Genomic DNA, 22,015 nt, shown 5'->3' with positions numbered 1-22,015 from the left:
CACGCGCGTTCCGCAGCGGTGCCGGGGGGAGATCGTTCATGAGTGTCATCCGACCGACGACCGTAGAGGTCGAGACGTCGCTAAGGCTCGTCGCACCTGACGCCACGGCCTTGCCGGTGCGTGCCAGTCTGCGCTACGACCCTGCTGATCCGTATGCGGTTCATGTCCTGTTCCATGCCGAATCGGCCGGGGGCGAGGCGGTCAGCTGGTCGTTCGCCCGTGAACTGCTGGTGACCGGTCTCGACGAGCCGGCCGGCATCGGCGACGTGCGGGTCTGGCCCTGGGCCACGCCGCGCGGCGACTTCGTCGCGCTGGCGCTGTCGTCACCGGACGGCAACGCCCTCTTCGAGGTGCCGCGGAGCGTGCTGGTGCGCTTCCTGCGGCGGACCTACGTCGTGGTGCCGCGGGGCCGCGAGGCCGAGCACCTCGACGTCGACACGGCGGTGACCCGGCTGCTCGCCGGTCGCTGAGACGACCGAGCAACCGGCCACCCCGGGGCCGCGCGGATCTGCCGAGTCCGCGCGGCTCCGGACACCCATGACGTACGCGGACAGCCTCCCGCCCGCCGCCGGTGCTCAGCCGTGGGTGGTGATGCCGCCGTCCACCGGGATGACCGCGCCGGTCAGGTACGCCCCGGCGCGCGACGACAGGTAGATCGCCGTGCCGGCCATGTCCTCCGGCCGGCCGATCCGACCCAGCGGCACCTGCGCCTCGATGGCGGAACGCGACCCGGGGTCGTCCAGCGCGAACGCCATCATCTTGCTCTCGAACGGCCCCGGCGCGATCGCGTTGACCGTGATCTGCTCCCCGGCGAGCTGGTGGGCGAGGCTGCGGGTGAGCATGTGCACGGCCGCCTTGGTGGCCGAGTAGGCGTACACCTCCATGACCGGCACCCGCAGGCCGTCCACCGACCCGATGTTGATCACGCGGGCCGGGTCGTCGGCGCTGGCGCCGGCGCGCAGGGCCGGCAGCAGCGCGGTGGTGAGCCGGAAGACGGCCTTGACGTTGACCGCCCAGAGCTTGTCGAACGCGGCCTCCGGGTACGCCTCCAGCGGCGCGCCCCAGGTCGCCCCGGCGTTGTTGACCAGGACGTCGAGCCGGTCGACCCGTTCCCGGACGGCGGCGGCGAGGGTCTGCGCGCCCTCGTCGTGGCCGAGGTCGGCCGGGATCGCCTCGCACCGGCCCTCGGTGGAGAGTTCCTTGGCGACCGCCTCGCAGACGTCCGCCTTGCGGGACGAGATGATCACGCGCGCGCCGGCCCGTACGAAGCCCTGGGCGATCATCAGGCCGATCCCCCGGGAACCGCCGGTGACCAGGACCGTCTTGCCGTCGACCGAGAACAGATCCGTCATGCCCATCCCATCGTGTCGCGCGGCCCCCGAAGCGGAGCTACCGCTCGGTAACGTAGCCCGCGCGCCGAAGCGGAGACAACCCCCACCGCCCGGTCCCACCGGTGGCGGTCGGGATGCGACGGCCGTCGCCTCGGGCTACCGTCGCAGGTGATGGTCCCTCCCGGTCAGTCCACCTCCATGCCGTACCTCGGCGGCCCCGCCGGCGACGTCGCGATCGACACCCTGAGCCTGCGCGACCTCGCGCCCGGCCCCGGGTGGCACCGCCCCCTGCTGTTGGACCGCGACCTGCTCGCGCTGGTCACCGGCGGACACGGCACGGTGGAACTGGACTTCCGCCCGCTGCGCTGCCGGCCCGGCACGCTGCTGCGGGTACGCGCCGGGCAGGTGCTGCGCTGCCCGGTCCCCCCGCTGGACGCCACGGTGGTGCGCTGGGCGCCGGCGGCGCTGCACGGGCTGGACGTGGACCTGGACGCGGTCGCGCCCTGGCGGCAGCTCGCCGGCGAGGACGCGGACGCGGTGATCAGCGAGGTGACCCAGCTGGCCGTCGACTGCCAGCGGCACCGGGACGTGCCGGCCGCCCAGGGACTGCTCCGCCACCAGCTCGCGGTGCTGCTGCTGCGGCTGACCCTGCTGCCGGGCGGGGCACCGCCGGCCGCGCCGCGCGCCGAGGCCGCCACCTTCGACCGGTTCCGCCGAGAGGTGGAGCGCGGCTACCCGCACACCCGCCGGGTGGAGGACTACGCCGCGCGGCTCGGCTGCTCGGTACGGACCCTGACCCGGGCCTGCCTGGCGGTGACCGGCCGCAGCGCCAAGCAGGTGGTCGACGAGCGGGTGGCGTTGCAGGCCAGCCGGCTGCTGGCGGCGAGCGACGAGCCGATCGCCCGGATCGGCCGGTCGCTGGGCTTCACCGAGCCGACCAACTTCGGCCGGTTCTTCACCCGGGAGGTCGGCGCCAGCCCCGGCGCCTTCCGGGCCGCCCGGGAACAGCCGCTGCCCGGCTCCGGTCGCCCGCCCGCCGCGCAACCCTCCCCCGGGTCCGGCCAGCCGGCCGACGGGCCGACCGCGCCGGGCGGCCGACCCACCGCGCCGCCCGGTCCGCCGCAGCCGCCGAACGGGCGGGTGGTGCGTCCGCGCCCACCTGCCGACGTCGACGGCGCCTCTCGCCAGGCATGATGACGGGGTGCAGATCTCCGCGCGCGGCGACTACGCGGTACGGGCGGCGCTGAGCCTCGCCACCGCCTACCCCCGCTTGCTGTCCACCCAGGCCATCGCCGCCGAGCAGGACATGCCCCGCAAGTTCCTGGAGGCGGTCCTGGCCGACCTGCGCCGCGCCGGCATCGTCCGGGCGCAGCGCGGCGCGGAGGGCGGCTACACCCTGGCCCGGCCGCCGCGGGAGGTGACCGTCGGCGCGGTGCTGCGCGCGGTGGAGGGTCCGCTCGCCGGAGTGCGCGGCCTGCGCCCGGAGGAGACCAGTTACGAGGGGGCGGCGGAGAACCTGCCCGGACTCTGGGTGGCCGTGCGGGCGGCGGTGCGGCGGGTGGTCGACGAGGTCAGCCTCGCCGAGATCGTCAGCGGCCGGCTGCCCGCCCACGTCCGGAAGTTGACCGCCCTGCCGGACGCGTGGGAACCCCGCTGACCTGTCCACCCCCACCCGCCGCACCGCCCGGCTACTGCTCCGTCCAGCCTGGAGTACGGCGGGGTTTCGCGAATCGCCGTTCCGGGCATGTTCGGGTTCGACAGGGCAGGGAAGGGAATTGAAGGGAGCCCGCGATGGGTCTGATGTTCCGCAAGCGCAAGAAGTACGGACCGCTCATCCTCAACTTCACCGAGAACGGCTTCTCCTCCTGGAGCATCAAGATCGGTCGCTGGTCCTGGAACTCGCGGGCCAAGGCGCACCGCGTCGACCTGCCGGGTCCGCTGTCCTGGAAGCAGGACAAGAACCGGGCGTGACGTCCCACGAATGAGCCGGATGTCGGTGGATCCACCGGCATCCGGCTCATTCGTGTCCGGCGACGAACCGGGGAACGGCCGGCCGATCGGCCGGTTCCGCTCCCCGGTCCGGGCGTCGCGGGTGTGACCGGGAAAAGCCCTAGACGGGTACGCAGCCCATCCGCACCTGCGGCTTGCTCGTGACACCACCGGCCCTGAGGAAACGGTCACACTGACCCGGGGTGGTGTTCGGGTCGGCCGACGGATCCCTCCTGACTGGAACGCCGAGGTTGTACCACGTGCCGTTGATCTGGGTGATCACCTGGTAGAGCGAGCCGGGGGCCGGTGGCTGGTAGAGCTCCAGACCGCCGACCTTGGGGCCCACCCGGTTGAGTTGCGAGACGATGCAGGCGCCGTCGGAGAGGCGGCGTCCGGAGACGATGCCGATGGCCTGGGTGCCGTCGGCGGAGAGCACCGCCGCTCCGCTGTCGCCGCCGACACACGGGATGTTCAGACGCAGGAATCCGAACGTGTCCGCGGCGAAGCCGGCCCCGCGGGGCGCCACGTTGGTGCTCTGCACCGTGCCGCAGGCATGCGGGGTGACCCCACCGAAGCGGCAGACCGGCATGCCGACGAACGCTCCGCCGATGACCTGCGGGTTCACCGTGTTGGACCGGTCGTAGGACACCCAGGTGCTCTTGTTGGCCCAGTTGGCACGGAAGAAGTTCGCGCTGTACAACTCCGCGCCGTTGGGGAGGCTGGTCGTGCCGATCACGTTGTAACCCGTGCCGACGACCTCGAAGTCGGCGTCGGCGTTGGAGGAGATCAGCTGGTGCCCCGGGGTGTCGCAGTGCCCGGCGGAGATGAGCCCGACCGTGCCGGGCGCTCCGCCGTAGTTCTTGACGACGAAGGCGGCTTCGCAGTTGGTGCCGGTCGCGGGCACGGTGACCTCGGCGTCGACGACCTCGATGTCGTCGGCGTGTGCGGGCACCGCCGCGAGGCCCACGATGCCGAGAACCGCGACGGCGGTGGCGGCCCAGCACGTGCGACGGCGCAGGTTCATGTGAAGGTCCTCTTGGGTCGGCCGGCGGCAGGATGGTCCGGTGCCGGGCGGGTCACGGCAGGAGGTTCTGGTCGATCGGCACGACACCCACGCCGGGGACGGACTGTCCCGGGACGTCGAAGAAGGTGGCGCCGTCGCGGATGAGCGTGGTGCTGTCCTGCAGGAGGATCAGCTCCTGACCCGGGCTGAAGATGACGTCCACGAGGCCGGTCACGGCTCCGCCCAGACCACCGAACCCCGCGCCGATGACCGAGGCGGGAATCTTCAGCAGCGCGGCACCCGAGTCGTCGCCGAGCACCCGTACGGCCCCGGCGGCGCTGGCGGCCCCGGCGGCGGCACCCTTGACCGTCTCCATCAGGATCGCGCTGAAGTCGCGGGTGTTCACCACCTGGTAGTAGCCCATGTTGCCGGTGGCGGCGTCCCGGACCCGCAGGACGTCACCGGCCTTGGCCCCGTCGGGAACCAGGCTGGTGACCTCCGCCTCCTCGATCTCGGGCTCGCCGTCGGTCAGCACGACGGACAGCGCCCCGGCGGGAGCGGCCTGAGCCGGTACGGCGAGAAGCCCGGCGGCCAGCACGGCGCCGGCGACACCGGCCGTGGCGGCCAGCACGATTCGTCGATTCGTCGAATGCATCACGGAACCCTTTCCTGTTCGGACGATTTCCCGCGACATGAAAGGCCATAGTGGATGCCGTCGCGGGCTGAAGGCAGCCTCGCAGCGATTCGAATTCGGTGGTAGATCCCAATGTGCTATTAATGCCGTCCTCATACCTCGGTGTTCGCTATAACTGCACCTCACGGCCGATCGCGGAAGAGCCGACCCCCCGGGAGGAACGCGCACCGGCGTCGTGCGGTCGGCCGGCTTTCCCGATCGGCCGCATCGCACCGCGCCGGCGGCGGAGAATCGCCGCATGACCCGAGACCGGTCCCGTCGGCAGGCGCGTCGAAACGGGCTGTCGGCCGCGCTGCTGCTGGTCGTGGCGTACTTCGTGGTCCCCGTCGAGCCGGATCCGAACGGCCTGCGTCTGGTCCTGCGCAGCGCCAGCACCCTGCTGCTGGTGGCCGTGGTCGCCGCCCTGGTCACCGGCCAGGTACGCCGGCAGCTCGCCGCCGAGGCCCCGACCGGAGAGCCCGAGGTACGGGCGCTCATCCGGCTGGCCGTCGCCCTGGTCGCCGGGCTGCTGTCCTTCGCCCTGGCCGACTACGTGATCGCCCGCAGCGCACCGGGGGAGTTCGTCAACCTGACCACCCGGATCGACGCGCTCTACTTCGCCCTGGCCACGCTGACCACCATCGGCTACGGCGACGTGCACGCCCAGGGCCAGGTGGCCCGGGTGGCGGTCTGCGCCCAGATGGTCTTCAGCATCGGCGTGCTCGCCACCGGGGCGTCGATCGTGGTCAGGCAGTTGACCGAGGCGCTGCGGCGGTGATGACCACGTCACCACCGAGCCGGCCGTGCTCCGGGTCGCGGGTCACCGCGCCCGAGGCGAGCAGCCCGGTCACCGCGCGGACCGCGTCGGACGCCCGGTAGACGGTGCCGGTGAGCGCGTACCGGCGCAGCTCGGTGACCGTACGGGGGCCGGAGCGGGCCAGTTCGGCGAGCAGTTCCCGGCGTAGCGGACCGGGTTCCGGGTCGGCGGCGATGTCCACCACCCGGCCGGCCGGGTCGGCGGGGTCGCGGTAGCGCACCCCGGCGTACTCGTCGACCGCCCAGAGCGTCTCCTTGAACGCCTCCAGGCTCCGGTCGAAGCCGGTGCCGAGGGTGAGCCGCCGCGCCGGCCCGTCGGCGGGAACCAGGTCGACCTCGGCGACCAGCGGGAAGCCCGCATCGGTGAGCGCCGGCCGGGTCGAGGGGGCCGGGCCGGCGGAGGCGAGGAGCACCTCGGCCGGACGCCCGCCGGCCACCGCGCGCAGCACCGCGGCGTCCACCGGCCCGTCCACGTACGACAGCAGCGGCGCGCCCGCCGCGCCGGCCGCCTTGAGCGCGACCGGCAACCGGTCCGGTCCACCGGGCACCAGGTGCACCGCGACCTCGCCGGGCAGGGCCGCCTCGGCGGCACCCAGGCGGGCCGCCAGCTCGGTGCCACCGTCGGCGAGGACCACCACGGTCAGCTGTCGACCGCGCAGCCGGTCGGCGTGTTCGGCGACGGCGGCCAGGGCGGCCTCGGCGGTCCCGGCGTCGTCGCCCGCGTAGGCCAGGGCGACGGTGGCCCGCCGGGCGCGGTGCGCGACACCCGGCAACCAGGTCTCCAGGTGTCGGACGAGCAGTTCACGCAGGACGGCGTCGGTCGGCATGCTGTCTGTCTACCGCACCCGGGGGCCACCCGGGCCGGCGGAGGGCGACCGGGATGTCAGGCCGGTACGGAGATGCCGATGCCGCCCCGGGTCTGGCCGCCGTAGCGCTGCCGCTCGGCGGCCAGGTCGAGCCGGCCGATGCGCTTGCGGGCGGCGAGGGCGGCGTCGTCGAGCCGGTCGGCCGGCACCAGCCAGACGATCTCGAACTCCAGGCCGTCTGGGTCCTGCCCGTAGAGGCTCTTGGTGGTGCCGTGGTCGGAGGTGCCGACCAGCGCGCCGGCGGCGGTGAGGCGTTGCGCGGTGGCGGCCAGTTCGTCGAGCGTGTCCACCTCCCAGGCCAGGTGGTAGAGCCCGACGGTGGCGCGGCCGGCGGTGGAACGCCCCGCGCCGGCGCCGATCTCGAACAGGCCGAGGTCGTGGTCGTTGGTGGAGTCCGGCGCCTGGAGGAAGGTGGCGCCCCGGAAACCGTCCGGGGTCATCGCGACCGGCCGGAAGCCGAGCACGTCGCGGTAGAAGGCGACGCTGCGCGCCAGGTCGCTGACGTAGAGAACGGCGTGGTTGAGACGGTGGATGCCCATGCCCCGACGGTAGCGCGATTTTGTTGAGCGTTCAACTAAATGGCGTATGATCGCCGTCATGACCCGTTGGCTGGACCCGGACGAGCAGCGCACCTGGCGGGCGTTCCTGACCGCCTCCCGGGCGCTGATGGAGACGCTGGACCGCGAGTTGCAGCGTGACGCCGGCATCCCGCACGCCTACTACGAGATCCTGGTCCGCCTCTCCGAGGCACCCGGGCGGCAACTGCGGATGAGCGACCTCGCCGAGGCCAGCGGCTCGTCGCGCAGCCGCCTCTCGCACGCGGTGAGCCGGCTGGAGTCCGCCGGCTGGGTCCGCCGGGAGGACTGCCCCACCGACCGGCGCGGGCAGGTCGCGCGGCTCACCGACGCCGGCCACGCCACCCTCGCGGCCGCCGCGCCCGGCCACGTCGAGGGCGTACGACGGCACCTGTTCGACCCGCTGAGCCCGGCCCAGGTCGACCAGTTGCGCCGGATCAGCGAGGCACTTGTCGACCATCTACGGGAAACCTGACCGGCGCGGGTCTTGTACTTACCGTCGTCGGATGAGCACGATGGGGCGTGCCCTCCGGCTTCGGTGACCTGACTGACCAAGCGCACCACCTGGTGTCCTCCGGCGACCTCGCCGGCGCCCAGCGGCTCCTGGCCGACGCGCTGACCGAGGCCGACCCGCGCCCGGCCAACGCCACACCGGAGCTGGCCGAGGCCGCCAGCCTCCAGGCGCGGGTCCTGGTCGCGCTCGGCGAACCGCACTCCGCGCGGGGCTGGGCCGCCTTCGCGTACGCGGCCACCACCCGGCTGCACGGCCGCTCCGACCAGCGCACCATCGCCGCCGCCGCCACCCTCGCCGCGGTGCTGCACCGGGTCGGTAGCTGGTCCCGCGCCGCCCGCCTCTACCAGGAGGTGATCATCGAACTGACCGCGCTGGACGGGCCGGAGTCGCTGCGGGTGCTCGCCGCGCACGCCGACCTGGCCACCGTGGAGTACGCGCGCGGCCAGTGCGAGGTCGCCCGGGACCGGCTCACCGACGCGTGGGAGCTGCACCGCGAGGTGTACGGCGACGGGCACCCCAGCGGCATCAAGATGCTCGCCCGGCTCGGCGCGATGCAGCGCGACTGCGGGCAGTTCGCCGACGCGCACGACAACCTGGCTCTGGCCCGGGAACTGTGCCGGCAGCACCTGCCGGCCGCCGACCCCCTGGCCGCGCAGGTGGCCGGTTTGGCCCGAGCCGCCGCCAACCCCGACCACGTCTGCGCCGACGCCACCCCGGTCGACCGGGACACCCCGATCGTGCCCACCGCGCGCACCCCACCGCTCGGCGACGGACCCGGCGAGCCGTACGCCTATCACCCCTCCCAGGCCGGCTACCGGCCCGCCGAGCCACCGCCGCCGCACACCGAGCACCCGCACACCGTGCCGTCGCCGCGCCAGCCGGTCGACGACCCGTCCACCACCGGACCCGCCCACCCCGACCCGGCGTACGACGACCCGAGCTACCCCGGCCCGACCTACATCGGGGCGGCCGGCACCGGTCCGGCCCGTTCCGGGGTGACGGACGCCGATGCCGCCGAGCGGGACTGGTGGCCACCCGAACAGGACCCGGTCCCCCCGTCGGTGGTGCCGCTGGCCGGCACCGAGGAGGCCGACGGCGTGCACCGGATCCGCCACCACGCCGCCCCGACCCCGACCGACACGCCGTACACCCCCTCGCGACTGCTGCCGGTGCCGGTGCACCGCGCGCCCCCGTCGCCGCGCAACCGGATGCTGCCGCTGGTCGCCGGCGGGGTGGCGGTGGTGCTGCTCGGCGCGGCGGCGGTGGTCGCCGGAGTGTCCCGCTTCGACTCCGACGAGGACCCGGCGGTGCCCGCCGCCAGCGGCCCGCCGGCACCGACCGGCGCCGCGCCGGCGGCGACCACCGCGTCCGCCGCGCCGACCACCGGTGGGCCCGCCTCGCCCGGCACCCCGCCCGGCGGGCTGACCCTGCGCGACAACCGGGACAGCGTGGTGCTGCGGTGGACCTATCCGGCCGGCGGTGAGGGCCCGGTGGTTATCTCCGGCGGCCGGGCCGGGCAGACCACGAGCGCGTTCGCCAACCTGCCCGCCGGCACCGCCGAGTTCGTCGTCTACAACCTCGACCGGAACACCGACTACTGCTTCACCGTCGCGGTGGTCTGGTCGGCCGAGTCGATCGCCCGCAGCAAGGAGGTCTGCACCCGGCGCCGCTGACCGGTCAGCGGTCGCCGTCGTCCGGCCGCGGCAGGACCGGCAGCAGCACGTCCACCCGCAGCCCGGGGCCCGGTTCGGCGTCGCCGAGGTGGACCCGGCCGCCGGCCCGGCGGGTCAGCTCGCGCACGATCGCCAGGCCCAGGCCCGCCCCGCCGGCGTCCCGATCCCGGCCCGGGTCCAGCCGGGCGAACCGACGGAACACCCGCTCCCGGTCCGCGGCCGGGATGCCCGGCCCGTCGTCGGTCACCGTCACCCGGTGGTACGCCCCGTCCGGCCCGGCGCCCAGCACCACCCGGGAGCGGGCGTGCCGGACCGCGTTGTCGACCAGGTTGGTGAGGATCCGGCGCAGCTCGTCGGCGTCCCCGACGGTCCACAGCGGCGTCGCCGGGTCGACCACCTCGACCGCCGGGTACCGGGCGGCCACCGCGGCCAGCAGTCCGCCCAGCTCGACCGGCCCGGCGGCCCGGGCGGGAGGCGCCTCGTCGGTACGGGCCAGCAGCAGCAGGTCGTCGACGAGCCGGCTGAGCCGCTCCACGTCGGTGAGCAGGTCGGCCGACACCGCCGTCCAGTCGGTGCGATCGGCCAGTCGCTGGGCGACCTCCAGCTCGGTCCGCATGTTCGCCAGCGGGCTGCGCAGCTCGTGCGCGGCGTCGGCGACGAACGCCCGCTGCCGGTCCCGCCCCGAGCGCAGCCGGTCCAGCATGCCGTTCAGGGTCACCGCCAGCCGGTGGATCTCGTCCCGCGACGCCGGCACCGGCAGCCGCCCGCCCCGGTCCGACCCGGTGATCTCCTCGGCACCCCGGCGCAGCGCCTCCACCGGCCGCAGCGTCGCGCCCACCACCCGCCAGGCCACCAGCGCGAGCACCAGCACCAGCAGCGGGAAACTGACCAGCAGCACCGTCCGGACCACGTGCGCGCTCTGCCGCACGTCACCCAGCGACCGGGCGACCAGCACGGTCAGCGGGTCGGCGGCGGTCCCCGCCGGCACGGCCACCACCCGCACCGGCCCGGTCAGGCCGACCCGCTCCCCCGGCACGGTCAGCCGGGTCCGGGCGTCCCGGTCGATCCGCTCCGGGCGCACCATCGGCACCAGCCGGTCGGCGTCGATCGAGGCGGCCCGCACCCGGCCCCGCGCGTCCACCACCTGCACCCGGACCTGCCCGCCGGCCACCGGCAGCGGGTCGGGCAGGGCGTCCTCGGCGGCCAGCAGGGCGACCGCGTCGGCGGTCCGGAAGGCATCGGTGTCGACGGTGCGATCCAGGGCCCAACCGAGCACGCCGAGCAGCACCAACCCGCCGGCGACCAACCCCGCCGAGACGCCGAGGACGCCGATCACCATGAGCCGCCCGCGCAGGCCCAGGCCCGCCCGCAGCCGCGCCGCCAACGGGCCGCCGCTCATGTCGCCAGGCGGTAGCCGGCGCCGCGGACGGTCTCCAACCGCTCCCGGCCGATCTTGCGGCGGAGGTAGCCGACGTAGACCTCGACGGCGTTCGGGGCGGTCTCCATCCCGGCGTCCCAGACGTGGTCGAGCAACTCGGTCTTCGACACGACCTGGCCGGCCCGGCGGATCAGGTAGTCCAGCAGCGCGTACTCGCGCGCGGTCAGGGCCACCTCGGCGTCGGCCCGGGTCACCCGCCGCCGGGCGGGGTCGAGTGTCAGGTCGCCGGCCACCAGCACGGTGGGCCGCTCCGGCGCCCCACGGCGTAACAGCGCCCGCAGCCGGGCCAGCAGCACCACGTACGAGAAGGGCTTGGTGAGGTAGTCGTCCGCGCCGCAGTCCAACCCGTCGGCCTGGTCGTACTCGCCGTCCTTGGCCGACAGCATCAGCACCGGCAGCCAGTGCTCCTCGGCGCGCAGCCGGCGCACCACCTCGTAGCCGGACAGGCCGGGCAACATCACGTCCAGGATCATCGCGTCGTAGCCGCCGTGCCGGGCGGCGTCCAGCCCGGCCGGACCGCTGTCCGCGACGTCCACCGCGAAACCCTCCGCAGCCAGGCCGCGCCGCAACGCCGACGCCAACCGGGACTCGTCCTCCACCACCAGCAACCGCACCGCTCAAGGGTGCCACCCGGGGACCAATTCGCCATCAGGTCGGGCGCGGCGTCCCCGGCCGGAGGAGTCGGGTCGGACCCGGTGGGTACGGGTGAGGGGGAACGTGCCCCTGCTTCCGGACCGCCCCTGGAGGACGCCGCATGATCGCCGGCACCTGGCCACTCGTACCCAGCGTGATCGCGCTGCTCACCGCGCTGGTGGCCATCCTGTTCGCCGGCTCGGCGCTGGCCCGCACCGCGGACGAACTGGCCGACCGGACCGGGATGGGCGAGGCGGTGGCCGGCGCCCTGCTGCTCGGCGCGGTGACCTCGCTGCCCGGCATCGCCACCACGATCATCGGCTCGGTACGGCAGGACGCCGAGTTCGCCCTCGCCAACCCGATCGGTGGCATCGCGGTGCAGACGGTGTGGCTGGCCATCGCCGACCTGCTCTACCGCCGGTCGAACATCGAACACGCGGCGGCGTCGCTGGAGAACGTGCTGCAGGCGCTCGTGCTGGTGGCGCTGCTCTGCCTGCCCGTGGTGGCGTACGCGACGCCGAAACTCGCCATCCTCTGGGTGCATCCCGCGAGCCTGCTGATCCCCGTCATCTACCTGTACGGTCTGGTGCTGCTGCGCCGGCTGCGCCGGGAACCGATGTGGTTCGCCCGCAACACCAGCGACACCCGTCAGGACGTGCCGGCGAACACGAACTCCGGCGTGAGCGTCCGCCGGTTGTGGTTCCGGCTGGCCGCGCTGGCCGCCGTGGTGGCCGCCACCGGCTTCCTCATCGGTCAGGGCGGGCTCGGCGTGGTGGCGGCCTCGGGTCTGCCCAGTGGTTTCGTGGGCTTCACGCTCACCACCGCGCTCACCTCCCTGCCGGAACTGATCACCCTCATCGCGGCGATCCGGATCGGGGCGTTGACGCTCGGCATCGGCAACATCCTCGGTGGCAACGCCTTCGACGCGCTGATGATCTTCCTCGCCGACGCCACCTACCGACCCGGGTCGATCTATTCCGAGGCGAACCTGTCGGGACTGCTGTTCACCGGGATGACCACGCTGATGACCGCCACGCTCGCGGCCGGGCTGATCATCCGGGAACGGCGGGGAATCGGTTTCGAAGGGGCCGCCATCCCGCTCATCTACCTGGCCACCGTCGTCCTGCTGCTGATCCGGCCCGGCTGAGGAAGCCGGCCCGCCGGCCGGGTGCCACCCGTAGGCTCCCGCCCCTAGGGGCTTTCCTCAGCACGTTCACAGTGTCGAACCGGCAGGATGGTCCCCGGAGGTGCTCACATGTCCGTCCTGAAGTCCCGTCCCGTCCTGCGCTGGCTGGTCCCGCTGACCGCCGCCGTGACCGTGGTCGGCGGAGGTGCCGCGATCGGCACGTTCGCCGCCCAGGCCGAGCCGACCCTGCCGCCCCGGACCGCCGCCCAGCTCCTGGTCGACCTGCAGACGTCCCGCCTCGACGGGCTGTCCGGCACCGTCGTACAGCGCGCCGACCTGGGTCTGCCCCCGGTCGTCGGGCTGGTCGGCGGCAACGAGCTGACCACCCTGCTGACCGGTACGCACACCCTGCGGGTGTGGCACTCGGGCCCGGACAAGCAGCGGGTCGCCCTGCTGGACACCCTCGGCCAGCAGGACATCGTCCGCAACGGCCGGGACGTGTGGACCTGGAACAGCCGCAGCAACACCGCCACCCACCGCACGTTGCCCGCCGAGGCCGGGCAGCGCACCGCCCCGGAGCTGCCGGCGACCCCGCAGGAGGCCGCCGACCAGGCGCTGCGGGCGATCGACCCGACCACCGAGGTGAGCGTCGGCCGGGCCGCCACGGTGGCCGGGCGGGACGCGTACGAGCTGGTGGTCGCGCCGCGCGACGCCGCCTCGCTGGTCAACCAGGTACGCATCGCGATCGACGCCAAGGAGCACGTGCCGCTGCGGTTCGAGGTGTTCGCCGACGGCAGCGACTCGCCGGCGTTCGAGATGGCGTTCACCCAGGTGTCCTACGCCCGGCCGGACGCCGACCAGTTCAGCTTCAACCCGCCACCCGGGGTGAAGGTGACCGAGCAGAAGGACACCCCGAGGCCCACCGGCGAGCGGGCGGAGCCGGCCGACGGGAAGCGCCCCGACGTGCGTACCGTCGGCGAGGGCTGGACCACCGTGGTGGTCGCGCGGACCGACGGCGCGGTCCCGACGGCGGACAAGCCTGCCGCGGCCGGAGACGGACCGGACGTGGCGGCGCTGCTCGGCGGCCTTCCGGAGGTCAAGGGTGACTGGGGCAGCGGCCGGCTGTTCACCAGCAAGCTGGTGACCGCGCTGCTGACCGACGACGGGCGGCTGATCGCCGGCGCGGTGACCCCGGAGCGGCTGTACGAGGTCGCCCGGGGCTGAACGACGACCACACCGGTCGGGGGTCCGCGCGTCGGCGCGGGCCCCCGCTGTCGTGCCCGGACCGGCGCGCCGTGGCCGCGGACTCGCCCGGCCGGCCTGGTCCGGCACGACAGCGGGCGGTATCTTTCTCAGTTCAGGCAACAAAAAAGAACGGCTCGATGGCCGTTCTTTGAAAGAGACTAACCAATTGGGAGACGGCTTGTCAAGGCACTCCGACGGTCCCGGTGCCGCGCCGACCGACGACGAGATCGGCCGCGAGCAGGAGTACGTCTCGATGCTCTACGACCGGCTGGACGGTCTGCGCGAGCAGGCCGCCCGGCGGCTGACCGGGGAACTGCGGGCGACCGGCGGCACCCTCCAGGCGCGGTCCCAACGGGACAGCGCCGTCCGGATGTACGCCGACCAGGTCGAGCAGTACTCCGCGGTGGAGAGTGGCCTCTGCTTCGGCCGGCTGGACACCGACGACGGCGGTCGCCACTACATCGGCCGGATCGGCATCTTCGACACCGCCGGCGACTACGACCCGCTGCTGATGGACTGGCGGGCGCCGGCAGCCCGCGCCTTCTACCTCGCCACCGCCGCGAACCCCCAGGGCGTACGCCGCCGGCGGCACCTGCGCACCCGGCAGCGCAAGGTCACCGGGTTCAACGACGAGGTGCTCGACATCGCCACCGCCTCACCCACCGCGCACGAGGAACTGACCGGCGAGGCGTCGCTGCTCGCCGCGCTGGACGCCGGCCGGACCGGCCGGATGCGCGACATCGTGGAGACCATCCAGGCCGAGCAGGACCGGATCATCCGCGCCGACCTACCCGGCGTGCTGGTGGTGCAGGGCGGGCCGGGCACCGGCAAGACCGCGGTCGCGCTGCACCGGGCGGCGTACCTGCTCTACACCCACCGGCAGCAGCTCTCCACCCGGGGCGTGCTGCTGGTCGGCCCGAACGCGACGTTCCTGCGCTACATCTCCCAGGTGCTGCCCACGCTCGCCGAGACCGGCGTGCTGCTGCGTACCCCGGCCGACCTGTTCCCCGGGGTCGACGCACGGCGGACCGAGCCGGCCGGCACGGCGGCGCTGAAGGGTCAGCCGGTCATGGTCGACGTGCTGGCCGCCGCCGTCCGGGACCGGCAGTGGGTGCCCGACGAGCCCCTGGAGATCGAACTCCCGCAGCGGGAGATCCTGCGGCTCGACCCGGAGACCGCGCGGGCCGCCCGGGACCGCGCCCGCCGCTCCGGACGGCCGCACAACCTGGCCCGCGCCGTGTTCGACATCGAGATCGTGCACGCCCTCGCCGACCAGGTGGCCGAACGGATCGGCGCCGACCCGCTCGGCGGGGAGAACCTGCTCGACGAGGCCGACGTCGCCGAGATCCGCCGGGAGCTGCGTGACGAGCCCGAGGTACGCGCCGTACTCGACCAGCTCTGGCCGGTGCTCACCCCGCAGCGGCTGCTGGCCGACCTGTTCGCCGACCCGGACCGGATCGCCGCCGCCGCGCCCGCGCTGACCGACGCCGAGCGGGCCCTGCTGCTTCGCGCGGAGAGCGGCTGGACGCCGGCCGACGTGCCGCTGCTGGACGAGGCGGCGGAGCTGCTGGGCGAGGACGACCGCGCCGCGCAGGCCCGGCGGGAGCGGATCCGGGCGTTCCAGCGGGAGTACGCCGAGGGCGTGCTGGAGATCGCCCGGGGCTCCCGCTCGATCGACGTGGAGGACGAGGCCGAGGGCGGCGAGATCCTCGGCGTCACCGACCTCATCGACGCCGACCGGCTGCTGGAACGGCAGGAGGAGGCCGAGCGGCTGACCACCGCGCAACGTGCCGCGGCCGACCGGAGCTGGGCGTTCGGCCACGTGATCGTGGACGAGGCGCAGGAACTGTCGCCGCTCGCGTGGCGGCTGCTGATGCGCCGCTGCCCCAGCCGGTCGATGACGATCGTCGGCGACGTGGCGCAGACCGGCGCGCTGGCCGGCACCCCGTCCTGGGCCGACGCGCTGGAGCCGTACGTGGCGCAGCGGTGGCGGCTGGAGGAGCTGACCGTCAGCTACCGCACCCCGGCCGAGATCATGGCGGTCGCCGCGGACGTGCTCGCCCAGATCGACCCGGCGCTGCGCCCGCCGCGCTCGGTGCGGGTCGGCGGCACGCCACCGTGGGACCGGGCGGTGCCGTCGGACCGGCTCGCCGCGGAGCTGGTGGACGCCGCCGCGCGGGAGGCGGCCGACCTGGGCGACGGCCGGCTCGGCGTGATCGTGCCCGCCGGCCGGGTCGACGAGCTGGGCGCCGCGCTCGCCGCCGCCCTGCCCGAGGCCGCCGTCGGCGAGCACCCGGAACTGGAGAGCACGGTGGTGGTGCTGACCGTCGCCCAGGCCAAGGGCCTGGAGTTCGACGCCGTCCTGCTGGCCGACCCGGACCAGATCGTCAGTGAGTCCAAGCGCGGAAAAAGCGACCTCTACGTAGCCCTCACCCGAGCCACCAAACGCCTGGGCATCCTCCGCCCCACCTGACCCCGCCTGGTCGATCATGGGATTAGCGGGTGCTTCGATCTTCCTGGCACCCGTCAATCCCATGATCACTGAGGTGGGTCGGGGCTGCGGACGGGGTCGGGGGCGTGGGTGGACTGGTCGCTGGTGCTGCCGCCGGTCGGGGTGCTGAGGCCGCCGGTGGTGGCGTCGCCGGTGGTGGTCGGGGCGACCGTGTCCCGGTTCCGTTCCGGCTGGCGGGCCAGCCGGCGCACGCTGGCCGGACCGGCGGTGCCACCGGTCGTGGTGACCGCGCCCTGACCACGCGTCGGGCCGCCGTCACGCAGCACCTCCGGATCGATCGGGACGTGCGCCGGGTCGTCCGGATCGGCGTCCTGGAGCACCCGCTGCACGTCGGTCTGGGGCACGGTCACCTCGTCCAGGGCACCCTCGCCGTAGATCCCGCCGGCGATCCGGTCCTCGGCCCGCCGGGCGGCGTCGGCTCGCATGTCGTCCTCACGCACGTGGAACCACCTCGCAGAACTCGTCGGTGACCTGAGCGTGCCCGACCCCCGGCCGGGCAAACCCGCACCGGCGCGTTCACCGGGAGGTCTCCCACGGGTCGCCCGCGCGCCGTGACCGCCGCTCATGCTGTCCGGCGGGTCGGCGGGAACCGCCCGCCCCCGGAGGGACGAAAGCGTGCACATCGTACGCCGTACCGCCGTCGCCGCCCTGGTGGTGGCGACCGTGACGGCCGGGATCGCGGCGCCCACCCAGGCGAAGCCGCGACCGGACCGGACATTCGACCTACAGGCCCACCGCGGCGGCCTCGGGTTGCGGGTGGAGAGCACCCTCGCGTCGTTCGGCAACGCGCTCCAACTCGGGGTACGGACGCTGGAACTGGACGTGCAGATCACCGAGGACGGACAGGCGGTGGTCACCCACGACCGCCGGGTCAGCGGCGCCAAGTGCCTGGACACCGCACCAGCCACCCCGGGCGACCCGGAGTTCCCGTACGTCGGGAAGTACGTCAACACCTTGACCCTGGCCCAGGTCCGCACCCTGGACTGCGGCACCCGGACCCTCACCGACCGGCCCGGTCAACTCGCCGTGCCCGGTGCCCGGATGCCGCTGCTGCGCGAGGTGTTCGCCCTGGTGAAGCGCTACCGGGCGGACGACGTGACGCTCAACGTGGAGACCAAGGTGGAGGCCGGCGCGCCGACCGAGACCGCCCCGCGTGAGCAGTTCGTGCAGGTCACCGCCGCCGAGATCCGTGCCGCCGGGCTGCTGAGGCAGGTGACGATCCAGAGCTTCGACTGGGGCGCGCTGAAGCGGATGCGCCAGGTCGAGCCGCGCCTGCCGCTGGTCGCGCTGACCAACTACGACTTCCTGCAGACCGGGCAGCCGGGTGCGTCACCGTGGCTGGGCGGCCTGGACATCGACGACTTCGGCGGCGACCCGATCCGGGCGATCCGCAGCTTCGGCGCCACCACCTTCTCCCCGGTGCACGGCTTCCCGCAGAACGGCACCGTCACCGACCCGGGCTACCGCCCGTACGTCACCCCGGAGATGGTGGCCCACGCGCACCGCCACGGGATCAAGGTCGTGCCCTGGACGGTCAACGACGTACCGACCATGGCCAAGCTGCTCGACGACGGTGTGGACGGTCTGATCACCGACTATCCGGACCGGCTGCGCGGCCTGCTCGCGCAGCGCCGGATGGCGCTGCCCCGGGCGTACGCGTCGCCGTTCGACGTGCAGGCGCACCGGGGCGGCCGGGCCACCCGCCCGGAGAACACCCTCCCCGCGTTCGCGCACGCGCTGGAGAACCCGGCCGTCTCCACCCTGGAGCTGGACACCGGGGTGAGCGCCGACGGGCACCTGGTGGTGCTGCACGACCGCACCGTCAACGGCTCGCACTGCGTGGACACCGCGCCGGCGTGGCCGGGCGACCGGGAGTTCCCGTACGTCGGCAAGCGGGTGCACGACCTCACCCTGGCCCAGCTGAAGACCATCGACTGCGGCTCGGTCGTGCCGGCGGACGCACCCGACCAGGTGCCCGCCCCGGGTGCCCGCATCCCCACCCTGGACGAGGTGTTCGCGCTGGTCCGGGCCAGCGGCCGGGACGACGTCCGGCTGAACATCGAGACGAAGATCAGCCCGGTGGTGGACGACACCGCGCCGTACCGGAGCTTCACCCGCAAGCTGGTGCGCGCGATCGAGCGGGGCGGGTTCGAGCGGCGGGCCACCATCCAGTCGTTCGACTGGCGGACCATCACCTACGCCCGCGACCTGAACCGGCGGATCGGGACCGTCGCGCTGGTGTGGCAGTACGGCCCGGCCGAGTGCGCGAGCCTGGCCGACGAGTGCTCGTTGCGGGCCGTCTACGACAACCCGACGGTACGCAGCCCGTGGACCGCCGGCCTGGACTGGTGGCGGTACCGGGACCTGGGCCGGCTGACCCGGGCCGCCGGCGCCGGGACCGTCTCGGCGAACTGGCAGGTGCACGACCCGGCACAGGGCACCGTGGCGTCCGCCGACTGGTACCTGCGGCAGAACCCGGCGTACTTCCACGGACCGGACGTGCGCGCCCTTCAGGGCCGGTACGGGTTGAAGGTTATCCCGTACACCGTCAACGACGCGGCGGTCATGCAGCGCGTCATCGACCTGGGGGTCGACGGGATCATCACCGACGACCCGGATCTGCTGGTGCGGGTGGCCGTGCGCAACGGCCTGCGCTGAGCGACGGACGGGCCCGACGGATCCCGGCCGGGGGTGGGGTTACTGCCCCCGGCCGGCCGGGTAGTCGCAGGGTGCCCCCGGCAGGAACGCGAACCGTGCCGTGGCCGACACGCGGTAGCGGGGCGGGGGACTCATCAAATCCTAGGAGGACCAGATGAGCACGCAGGCTGCTTCCACCCGGCCGATGAACCGTCCGACGGCCGACATGCAGAACCGGAACGCCATGCAGGATCGCGGCGCCATGGACCGCGCGGCCATGGAGACGCCCACCCGGCCGGTACCGATGGTGCAGGACGGCCACCGGGACGCGGTACGGGCACCTGGCACCGAGACCAAGCCGTCGCTGCGTTCCACCGAGTTCTGGGTCTACATCGCGGCGGTCATCGGTGTCCTGGCCGCGTCGCAGGTGGTCGGCCAGAACTCCGTCGGTGTGGACATCTTCCGGGCCGACAACGCCTGGTTCATGATCACGCTGCTGACCATCGGTTACCTGGGTAGCCGGGGTCTGGCCAAGGCCGGCAGCAACTTCCGCAGTGACGAGGAGCGCAAGGCCCGGCACTGACGGGCGCGCACCGTGTGAACACACCGCTGCCCTCCGGGATCCGTCCCGGAGGGCAGCGTCGTGCGTGCCGCGCCGGTTATTCCTCGCCGCCACCGAAGTCGTCGCCGCCCTCGAAGGCGTCCTCGATCATCTCGCCGGCCACCATCCCGCCGGCGACGCCGAGCGCCGCGCCGGCGACCATGCCGCCCATGCCGGGTCCGCGCCGGTGGCCGTGACCCTGGGCGTACGGGTTGCCGAAGCCCTGCGACCGCAGGCCGCCGTAGCGGGAGGTGGTCTCCTTGAGCCAGCCGTCCACCACCTGTGCCCAGTCGACCCGGTCGACGTCGGCGTGCGACACCTGGTAGCGACCGATCACGTCGTGCCCGGCGCTGAGGAACCCGCCGCGCTTGTCGCACTCCAAAATCACGTCCACGCCCTGCCGGCCGGTCACGAAGGTCAGCTCGCACTCGTTGATGACCGACGCGTACTGCGGCGCGGCGAAGAACTCGATCTCCTGGTAGAACGGCAGCGTCTGCTGGGTCCCACGGATGTGACCGCGCTCCAGGTCGGCGTGCTTGAAGCGGAAACCGAGCCGCTGGAACGCCTCCAGGATCCGCTCGTGCACCGGCAGCGGGTGCACGTTGACCTGGTCCAGGTCGCTCTTGTCCACCGCGCGGGCGATGGCCAGCTCGGTGCGCAGCCCCATCGTCATGCCGTGCAGGCGCTGGCCGTACACGTCGGTGATCGGGGTCTCCCACGGCACCGGCAGCTGGAACGGGATGGACAACTGCTGCTTCGGGGCGAGCTGGAGCGGGCCGCTGACCGGCATCCGGTGGAACTCCATGACGCCGGAGTACTCGTGGTCACCGCCCTCGATCTCGACCCGGGTGACCAGTCCGATCACGACCTGCTCGATGTTCGCCGGCGCGTCGCCGCCGACCAGGTTGACCTGCCCGTCGAGGGTCAGGCCGGGTCGGGTGTTCGGGTTCGTCAGGACGGTGTCCACGCTCGGACCGCCCACGCCGAACGCGCTCAGCATCTTCTTGAAGACCATCGAAACTCCCGGGAACCGTTCCCCGCTCCGCTCTGGAACGGGTCGCTTCGCGGACCCTATCCAGATGCCCTGTGAAGTGCCTGTGAGACGCCGCCGCCACGCCGGGCGGACAGCACCAGCCCGCCGGACGCCGCCACGAAGAACACCGCCATGGCCGCCACCATGGGCAGCAGGGTGGTGTACCCGAGGACTCCGGTCAGCGGGGTGACCACCGCGCCGGCGAGAAAGCCCAGGCCGCCCTGGAGCGCGGCGGCCGTGCCGGCGAAGCGCCGCCCCGCCTCCTGCGCCAGCGCGGTGGTCGCCGGCAGGGTCAGGCCCATCCCGGTGACCACGACGCCGAGCAGCGCCCACGGCACGACCAGCGGCGCCTCGGCACGGCGGTCGACCAGGGCGACGACCAGCAGGGCGAGGGTGGCCACGGTGGACACGGCCACTCCGGCGGCCCGCAGCCGGGCGGCCCCGAGCCGCCCGACCAGCACCCGGAACAGCAGTCCGGCCCCGGCCATGCCGGCGGCGTTGGTGGCGAAGATGAGGGTGTAGCGGAACTCGTCCACCCGGAAGGCGGTCTGGAACACGAACGACGACCCGCCGATGTAGGTGAAGAAGCCGGCGATCGCCAGGCACAGCACGGCGAGGTGGGACCGGAACGTCCGGTCGCGCAGCAGTTCGCCCATCCGCGCCACGGCGTCGCGCGGGCCGCCCGCCTGGCGGCGGTGCGCGGGCAGCGTCTCCGGGAGTCCGACGACCGCGGCCACCACCATCGTCAGCCCCAGCCCGGCTAGCGCGCCGAAGACGGTACGCCAGCTGCCGTGTTCGAGGATCACACCGCCGACCGCGGGTGCCACGACCGGACCGAGGAAGGTCACCGAGGCGATGGTGCCGAACCGGGCGGCGGCCTGGGTGCCCTGCCAGGCGTCGGTCACCATGGCCCGGCACAGCGCCACCCCGGCGCCGGCGGCGATCCCCTGGCCGAGCCGGGCCGCCACCAGGATCCCGCCGGTCGGGGCGAGCGCGCAGACCACCGACAGCAGCGTGAAGCTCAGCGTGCCGGCGACGACGATGCCCCGCCGTCCCCGAACGTCGCTGACCGGACCGAGCAGGAGTTGGCCGGCGGCCACCCCGACGATGAACGCGGTCAGCGACAGCTGCGCCACGGTGGCGTTGGTGTCCAGGGAACGGCGCAGCTCGGGCAGGGCGGCGATGTAGGCGTCGGTGGCGAACGGGCCGACCCCGGCCAGCAGCACCAGCGCCACCATGGACGGCGTACGCGCCGGCCGACCGTTGGGTTGCGGCGTCGACGGCGACTGGACCTGCGGCTGCGTCACCTGGGGCACGCTAGTCCCGCCAGCGGCACCGCGCAGGGTGACC

The 22,015-nt window shown here is 73.7% G+C and carries 22 protein-coding genes; 12 read left to right on the top strand and 10 right to left on the bottom strand.

The window, feature by feature from the left end; all coding sequences use genetic code 11:
- The first annotated feature begins 38 nt into the window (after positions 1-38).
- Positions 39-470, top strand: coding sequence for an SsgA family sporulation/cell division regulator (locus D7223_RS30970; protein ID WP_053653619.1), 432 nt, complete (start codon positions 39-41; stop codon positions 468-470).
- Between the two features lie 105 nt (positions 471-575).
- On the opposite strand, the gene D7223_RS30965 is transcribed toward D7223_RS30970, so the two are convergent.
- Entirely contained in the window at positions 576-1,352 is a 777-nt protein-coding gene (locus tag D7223_RS30965; RefSeq protein WP_120733101.1) for a glucose 1-dehydrogenase, read from the bottom strand.
- A gap of 150 nt (positions 1,353-1,502) precedes the next feature.
- Between D7223_RS30965 and D7223_RS30960 the strand changes: the two genes are divergently transcribed.
- The 3 genes from D7223_RS30960 (at position 1,503) to D7223_RS30950 (ending at position 3,302) form a co-directional block, all read left to right on the top strand.
- Positions 1,503-2,525 (top strand): helix-turn-helix domain-containing protein, encoded by a 1,023-nt coding sequence (locus D7223_RS30960; protein WP_420330359.1) that lies wholly within the window; start codon positions 1,503-1,505, stop codon positions 2,523-2,525.
- 7 nt (positions 2,526-2,532) lie between these two features.
- On the top strand, positions 2,533-2,988 hold the full coding sequence (locus D7223_RS30955) for an RrF2 family transcriptional regulator (protein WP_120732994.1): 456 nt from the start codon (positions 2,533-2,535) through the stop codon (positions 2,986-2,988).
- Between the two features lie 134 nt (positions 2,989-3,122).
- Complete coding sequence (locus tag D7223_RS30950; protein WP_120732993.1) at positions 3,123-3,302, top strand: DUF4236 domain-containing protein; 180 nt, start codon at positions 3,123-3,125, stop codon at positions 3,300-3,302.
- Between the two features lie 139 nt (positions 3,303-3,441).
- Here the strand turns inward: D7223_RS30950 and D7223_RS30945 are convergent, their stop codons facing one another.
- Both D7223_RS30945 and D7223_RS30940 read right to left on the bottom strand, forming a co-directional pair.
- A complete protein-coding gene (locus D7223_RS30945; protein ID WP_120732991.1) occupies positions 3,442-4,344 on the bottom strand; it encodes a chymotrypsin family serine protease in 903 nt (300 codons plus the stop codon).
- Between the two features lie 52 nt (positions 4,345-4,396).
- Positions 4,397-4,978: a hypothetical protein gene (locus tag D7223_RS30940; protein ID WP_147252575.1), complete on the bottom strand. Its 582-nt coding sequence runs from the start codon at positions 4,976-4,978 to the stop codon at positions 4,397-4,399.
- A gap of 277 nt (positions 4,979-5,255) precedes the next feature.
- Here D7223_RS30940 and D7223_RS30935 point away from each other — a divergent pair, with 277 nt between their 5' ends.
- The gene (locus D7223_RS30935; protein WP_120732987.1) at positions 5,256-5,774 is read left to right on the top strand and encodes a potassium channel family protein; all 519 of its coding nucleotides are present in this window, start codon (positions 5,256-5,258) and stop codon (positions 5,772-5,774) included.
- Here D7223_RS30935 and D7223_RS30930 read toward each other — a convergent pair.
- Positions 5,743-6,639 carry a hypothetical protein gene (locus tag D7223_RS30930; protein WP_120732985.1) on the bottom strand — a complete coding sequence of 299 codons (897 nt, stop codon included), beginning with the start codon at positions 6,637-6,639 and terminating at the stop codon, positions 5,743-5,745. The two genes, D7223_RS30935 and D7223_RS30930, sit on opposite strands and share 32 nt — an antisense overlap.
- 56 nt (positions 6,640-6,695) lie before the next feature.
- Entirely contained in the window at positions 6,696-7,217 is a 522-nt protein-coding gene (locus tag D7223_RS30925; protein WP_120732983.1) for a VOC family protein, read from the bottom strand.
- Positions 7,218-7,263: 46 nt separating this feature from the next.
- On the opposite strand from D7223_RS30925, the gene D7223_RS30920 reads away from it, so the two are divergent.
- A complete protein-coding gene (locus D7223_RS30920) occupies positions 7,264-7,728 on the top strand; it encodes a MarR family winged helix-turn-helix transcriptional regulator (RefSeq protein WP_186832246.1) in 465 nt (154 codons plus the stop codon).
- 47 nt (positions 7,729-7,775) lie between these two features.
- Positions 7,776-9,440, top strand: a complete 1,665-nt coding sequence (locus D7223_RS30915) for a tetratricopeptide repeat protein (RefSeq protein WP_120732982.1) — start codon at positions 7,776-7,778, stop codon at positions 9,438-9,440.
- Between the two features lie 4 nt (positions 9,441-9,444).
- On the opposite strand, the gene D7223_RS30910 is transcribed toward D7223_RS30915, so the two are convergent.
- Together D7223_RS30910 and D7223_RS30905 are read right to left on the bottom strand one after the other, a co-directional pair.
- The gene (locus D7223_RS30910; RefSeq protein WP_120733097.1) at positions 9,445-10,779 is read right to left on the bottom strand and encodes a sensor histidine kinase; all 1,335 of its coding nucleotides are present in this window, start codon (positions 10,777-10,779) and stop codon (positions 9,445-9,447) included.
- A gap of 56 nt (positions 10,780-10,835) precedes the next feature.
- Entirely contained in the window at positions 10,836-11,492 is a 657-nt protein-coding gene (locus D7223_RS30905) for a response regulator transcription factor (protein ID WP_120732980.1), read from the bottom strand.
- Positions 11,493-11,632: 140 nt separating this feature from the next.
- Here D7223_RS30905 and D7223_RS30900 point away from each other — a divergent pair, with 140 nt between their 5' ends.
- From D7223_RS30900 to D7223_RS30890, 3 genes are all read left to right on the top strand, one after another.
- Positions 11,633-12,658, top strand: a complete 1,026-nt coding sequence (locus D7223_RS30900) for a sodium:calcium antiporter (RefSeq protein WP_120732978.1) — start codon at positions 11,633-11,635, stop codon at positions 12,656-12,658.
- 108 nt (positions 12,659-12,766) lie between these two features.
- Positions 12,767-13,861, top strand: a complete 1,095-nt coding sequence (locus D7223_RS30895) for a LolA family protein (RefSeq protein ID WP_120732976.1) — start codon at positions 12,767-12,769, stop codon at positions 13,859-13,861.
- Between the two features lie 274 nt (positions 13,862-14,135).
- A complete protein-coding gene (locus tag D7223_RS30890) occupies positions 14,136-16,355 on the top strand; it encodes a HelD family protein (protein ID WP_120733095.1) in 2,220 nt (739 codons plus the stop codon).
- Positions 16,356-16,420: 65 nt separating this feature from the next.
- On the opposite strand, the gene D7223_RS30885 is transcribed toward D7223_RS30890, so the two are convergent.
- Complete coding sequence (locus D7223_RS30885) at positions 16,421-16,834, bottom strand: hypothetical protein (protein ID WP_120732974.1); 414 nt, start codon at positions 16,832-16,834, stop codon at positions 16,421-16,423.
- A 175-nt stretch (positions 16,835-17,009) separates the two neighbouring features.
- Between D7223_RS30885 and D7223_RS33800 the strand changes: the two genes are divergently transcribed.
- Together D7223_RS33800 and D7223_RS30870 are read left to right on the top strand one after the other, a co-directional pair.
- On the top strand, positions 17,010-19,052 hold the full coding sequence (locus D7223_RS33800) for a glycerophosphodiester phosphodiesterase family protein (protein WP_238162300.1): 2,043 nt from the start codon (positions 17,010-17,012) through the stop codon (positions 19,050-19,052).
- A gap of 154 nt (positions 19,053-19,206) precedes the next feature.
- Complete coding sequence (locus D7223_RS30870; protein ID WP_120732969.1) at positions 19,207-19,614, top strand: hypothetical protein; 408 nt, start codon at positions 19,207-19,209, stop codon at positions 19,612-19,614.
- 76 nt (positions 19,615-19,690) lie between these two features.
- Here D7223_RS30870 and D7223_RS30865 read toward each other — a convergent pair whose 3' ends face one another.
- Positions 19,691-20,647, bottom strand: a complete 957-nt coding sequence (locus D7223_RS30865; RefSeq protein ID WP_120732967.1) for a sporulation protein — start codon at positions 20,645-20,647, stop codon at positions 19,691-19,693.
- 56 nt (positions 20,648-20,703) lie between these two features.
- Positions 20,704-21,972 (bottom strand): multidrug effflux MFS transporter, encoded by a 1,269-nt coding sequence (locus D7223_RS30860; protein WP_147252576.1) that lies wholly within the window; start codon positions 21,970-21,972, stop codon positions 20,704-20,706.
- Positions 21,973-22,015 lie beyond the last annotated feature (43 nt).

This window comes from Micromonospora endolithica (genome assembly GCF_003626595.1).
Lineage (GTDB): Bacteria > Actinomycetota > Actinomycetes > Mycobacteriales > Micromonosporaceae > Micromonospora > Micromonospora endolithica.
This window is presented reverse-complemented; position numbering and strand designations above follow the sequence as displayed.

What these genes read in the sequence shown, in the direction of transcription:
- D7223_RS30970 (WP_053653619.1), top strand. Translation starts at nt 39, where the DNA reads ATGAGTGTCATCCGACCGACGACCGTAGAGGTCGAGACGTCGCTAAGG.
- D7223_RS30965 (WP_120733101.1), bottom strand. Translation starts at nt 1,352, where the DNA reads ATGACGGATCTGTTCTCGGTCGACGGCAAGACGGTCCTGGTCACCGGC.
- D7223_RS30960 (WP_420330359.1), top strand. Translation starts at nt 1,503, where the DNA reads ATGGTCCCTCCCGGTCAGTCCACCTCCATGCCGTACCTCGGCGGCCCC.
- D7223_RS30950 (WP_120732993.1), top strand. Translation starts at nt 3,123, where the DNA reads ATGGGTCTGATGTTCCGCAAGCGCAAGAAGTACGGACCGCTCATCCTC.
- D7223_RS30945 (WP_120732991.1), bottom strand. Translation starts at nt 4,344, where the DNA reads ATGAACCTGCGCCGTCGCACGTGCTGGGCCGCCACCGCCGTCGCGGTT.
- D7223_RS30940 (WP_147252575.1), bottom strand. Translation starts at nt 4,978, where the DNA reads ATGCATTCGACGAATCGACGAATCGTGCTGGCCGCCACGGCCGGTGTC.
- D7223_RS30935 (WP_120732987.1), top strand. Translation starts at nt 5,256, where the DNA reads ATGACCCGAGACCGGTCCCGTCGGCAGGCGCGTCGAAACGGGCTGTCG.
- D7223_RS30930 (WP_120732985.1), bottom strand. Translation starts at nt 6,639, where the DNA reads ATGCCGACCGACGCCGTCCTGCGTGAACTGCTCGTCCGACACCTGGAG.
- D7223_RS30925 (WP_120732983.1), bottom strand. Translation starts at nt 7,217, where the DNA reads ATGGGCATCCACCGTCTCAACCACGCCGTTCTCTACGTCAGCGACCTG.
- D7223_RS30920 (WP_186832246.1), top strand. Translation starts at nt 7,264, where the DNA reads ATGATCGCCGTCATGACCCGTTGGCTGGACCCGGACGAGCAGCGCACC.
- D7223_RS30910 (WP_120733097.1), bottom strand. Translation starts at nt 10,779, where the DNA reads ATGGTGATCGGCGTCCTCGGCGTCTCGGCGGGGTTGGTCGCCGGCGGG.
- D7223_RS30900 (WP_120732978.1), top strand. Translation starts at nt 11,633, where the DNA reads ATGATCGCCGGCACCTGGCCACTCGTACCCAGCGTGATCGCGCTGCTC.
- D7223_RS30895 (WP_120732976.1), top strand. Translation starts at nt 12,767, where the DNA reads ATGTCCGTCCTGAAGTCCCGTCCCGTCCTGCGCTGGCTGGTCCCGCTG.
- D7223_RS30890 (WP_120733095.1), top strand. Translation starts at nt 14,136, where the DNA reads ATGCTCTACGACCGGCTGGACGGTCTGCGCGAGCAGGCCGCCCGGCGG.
- D7223_RS30870 (WP_120732969.1), top strand. Translation starts at nt 19,207, where the DNA reads ATGAGCACGCAGGCTGCTTCCACCCGGCCGATGAACCGTCCGACGGCC.
- D7223_RS30865 (WP_120732967.1), bottom strand. Translation starts at nt 20,647, where the DNA reads ATGGTCTTCAAGAAGATGCTGAGCGCGTTCGGCGTGGGCGGTCCGAGC.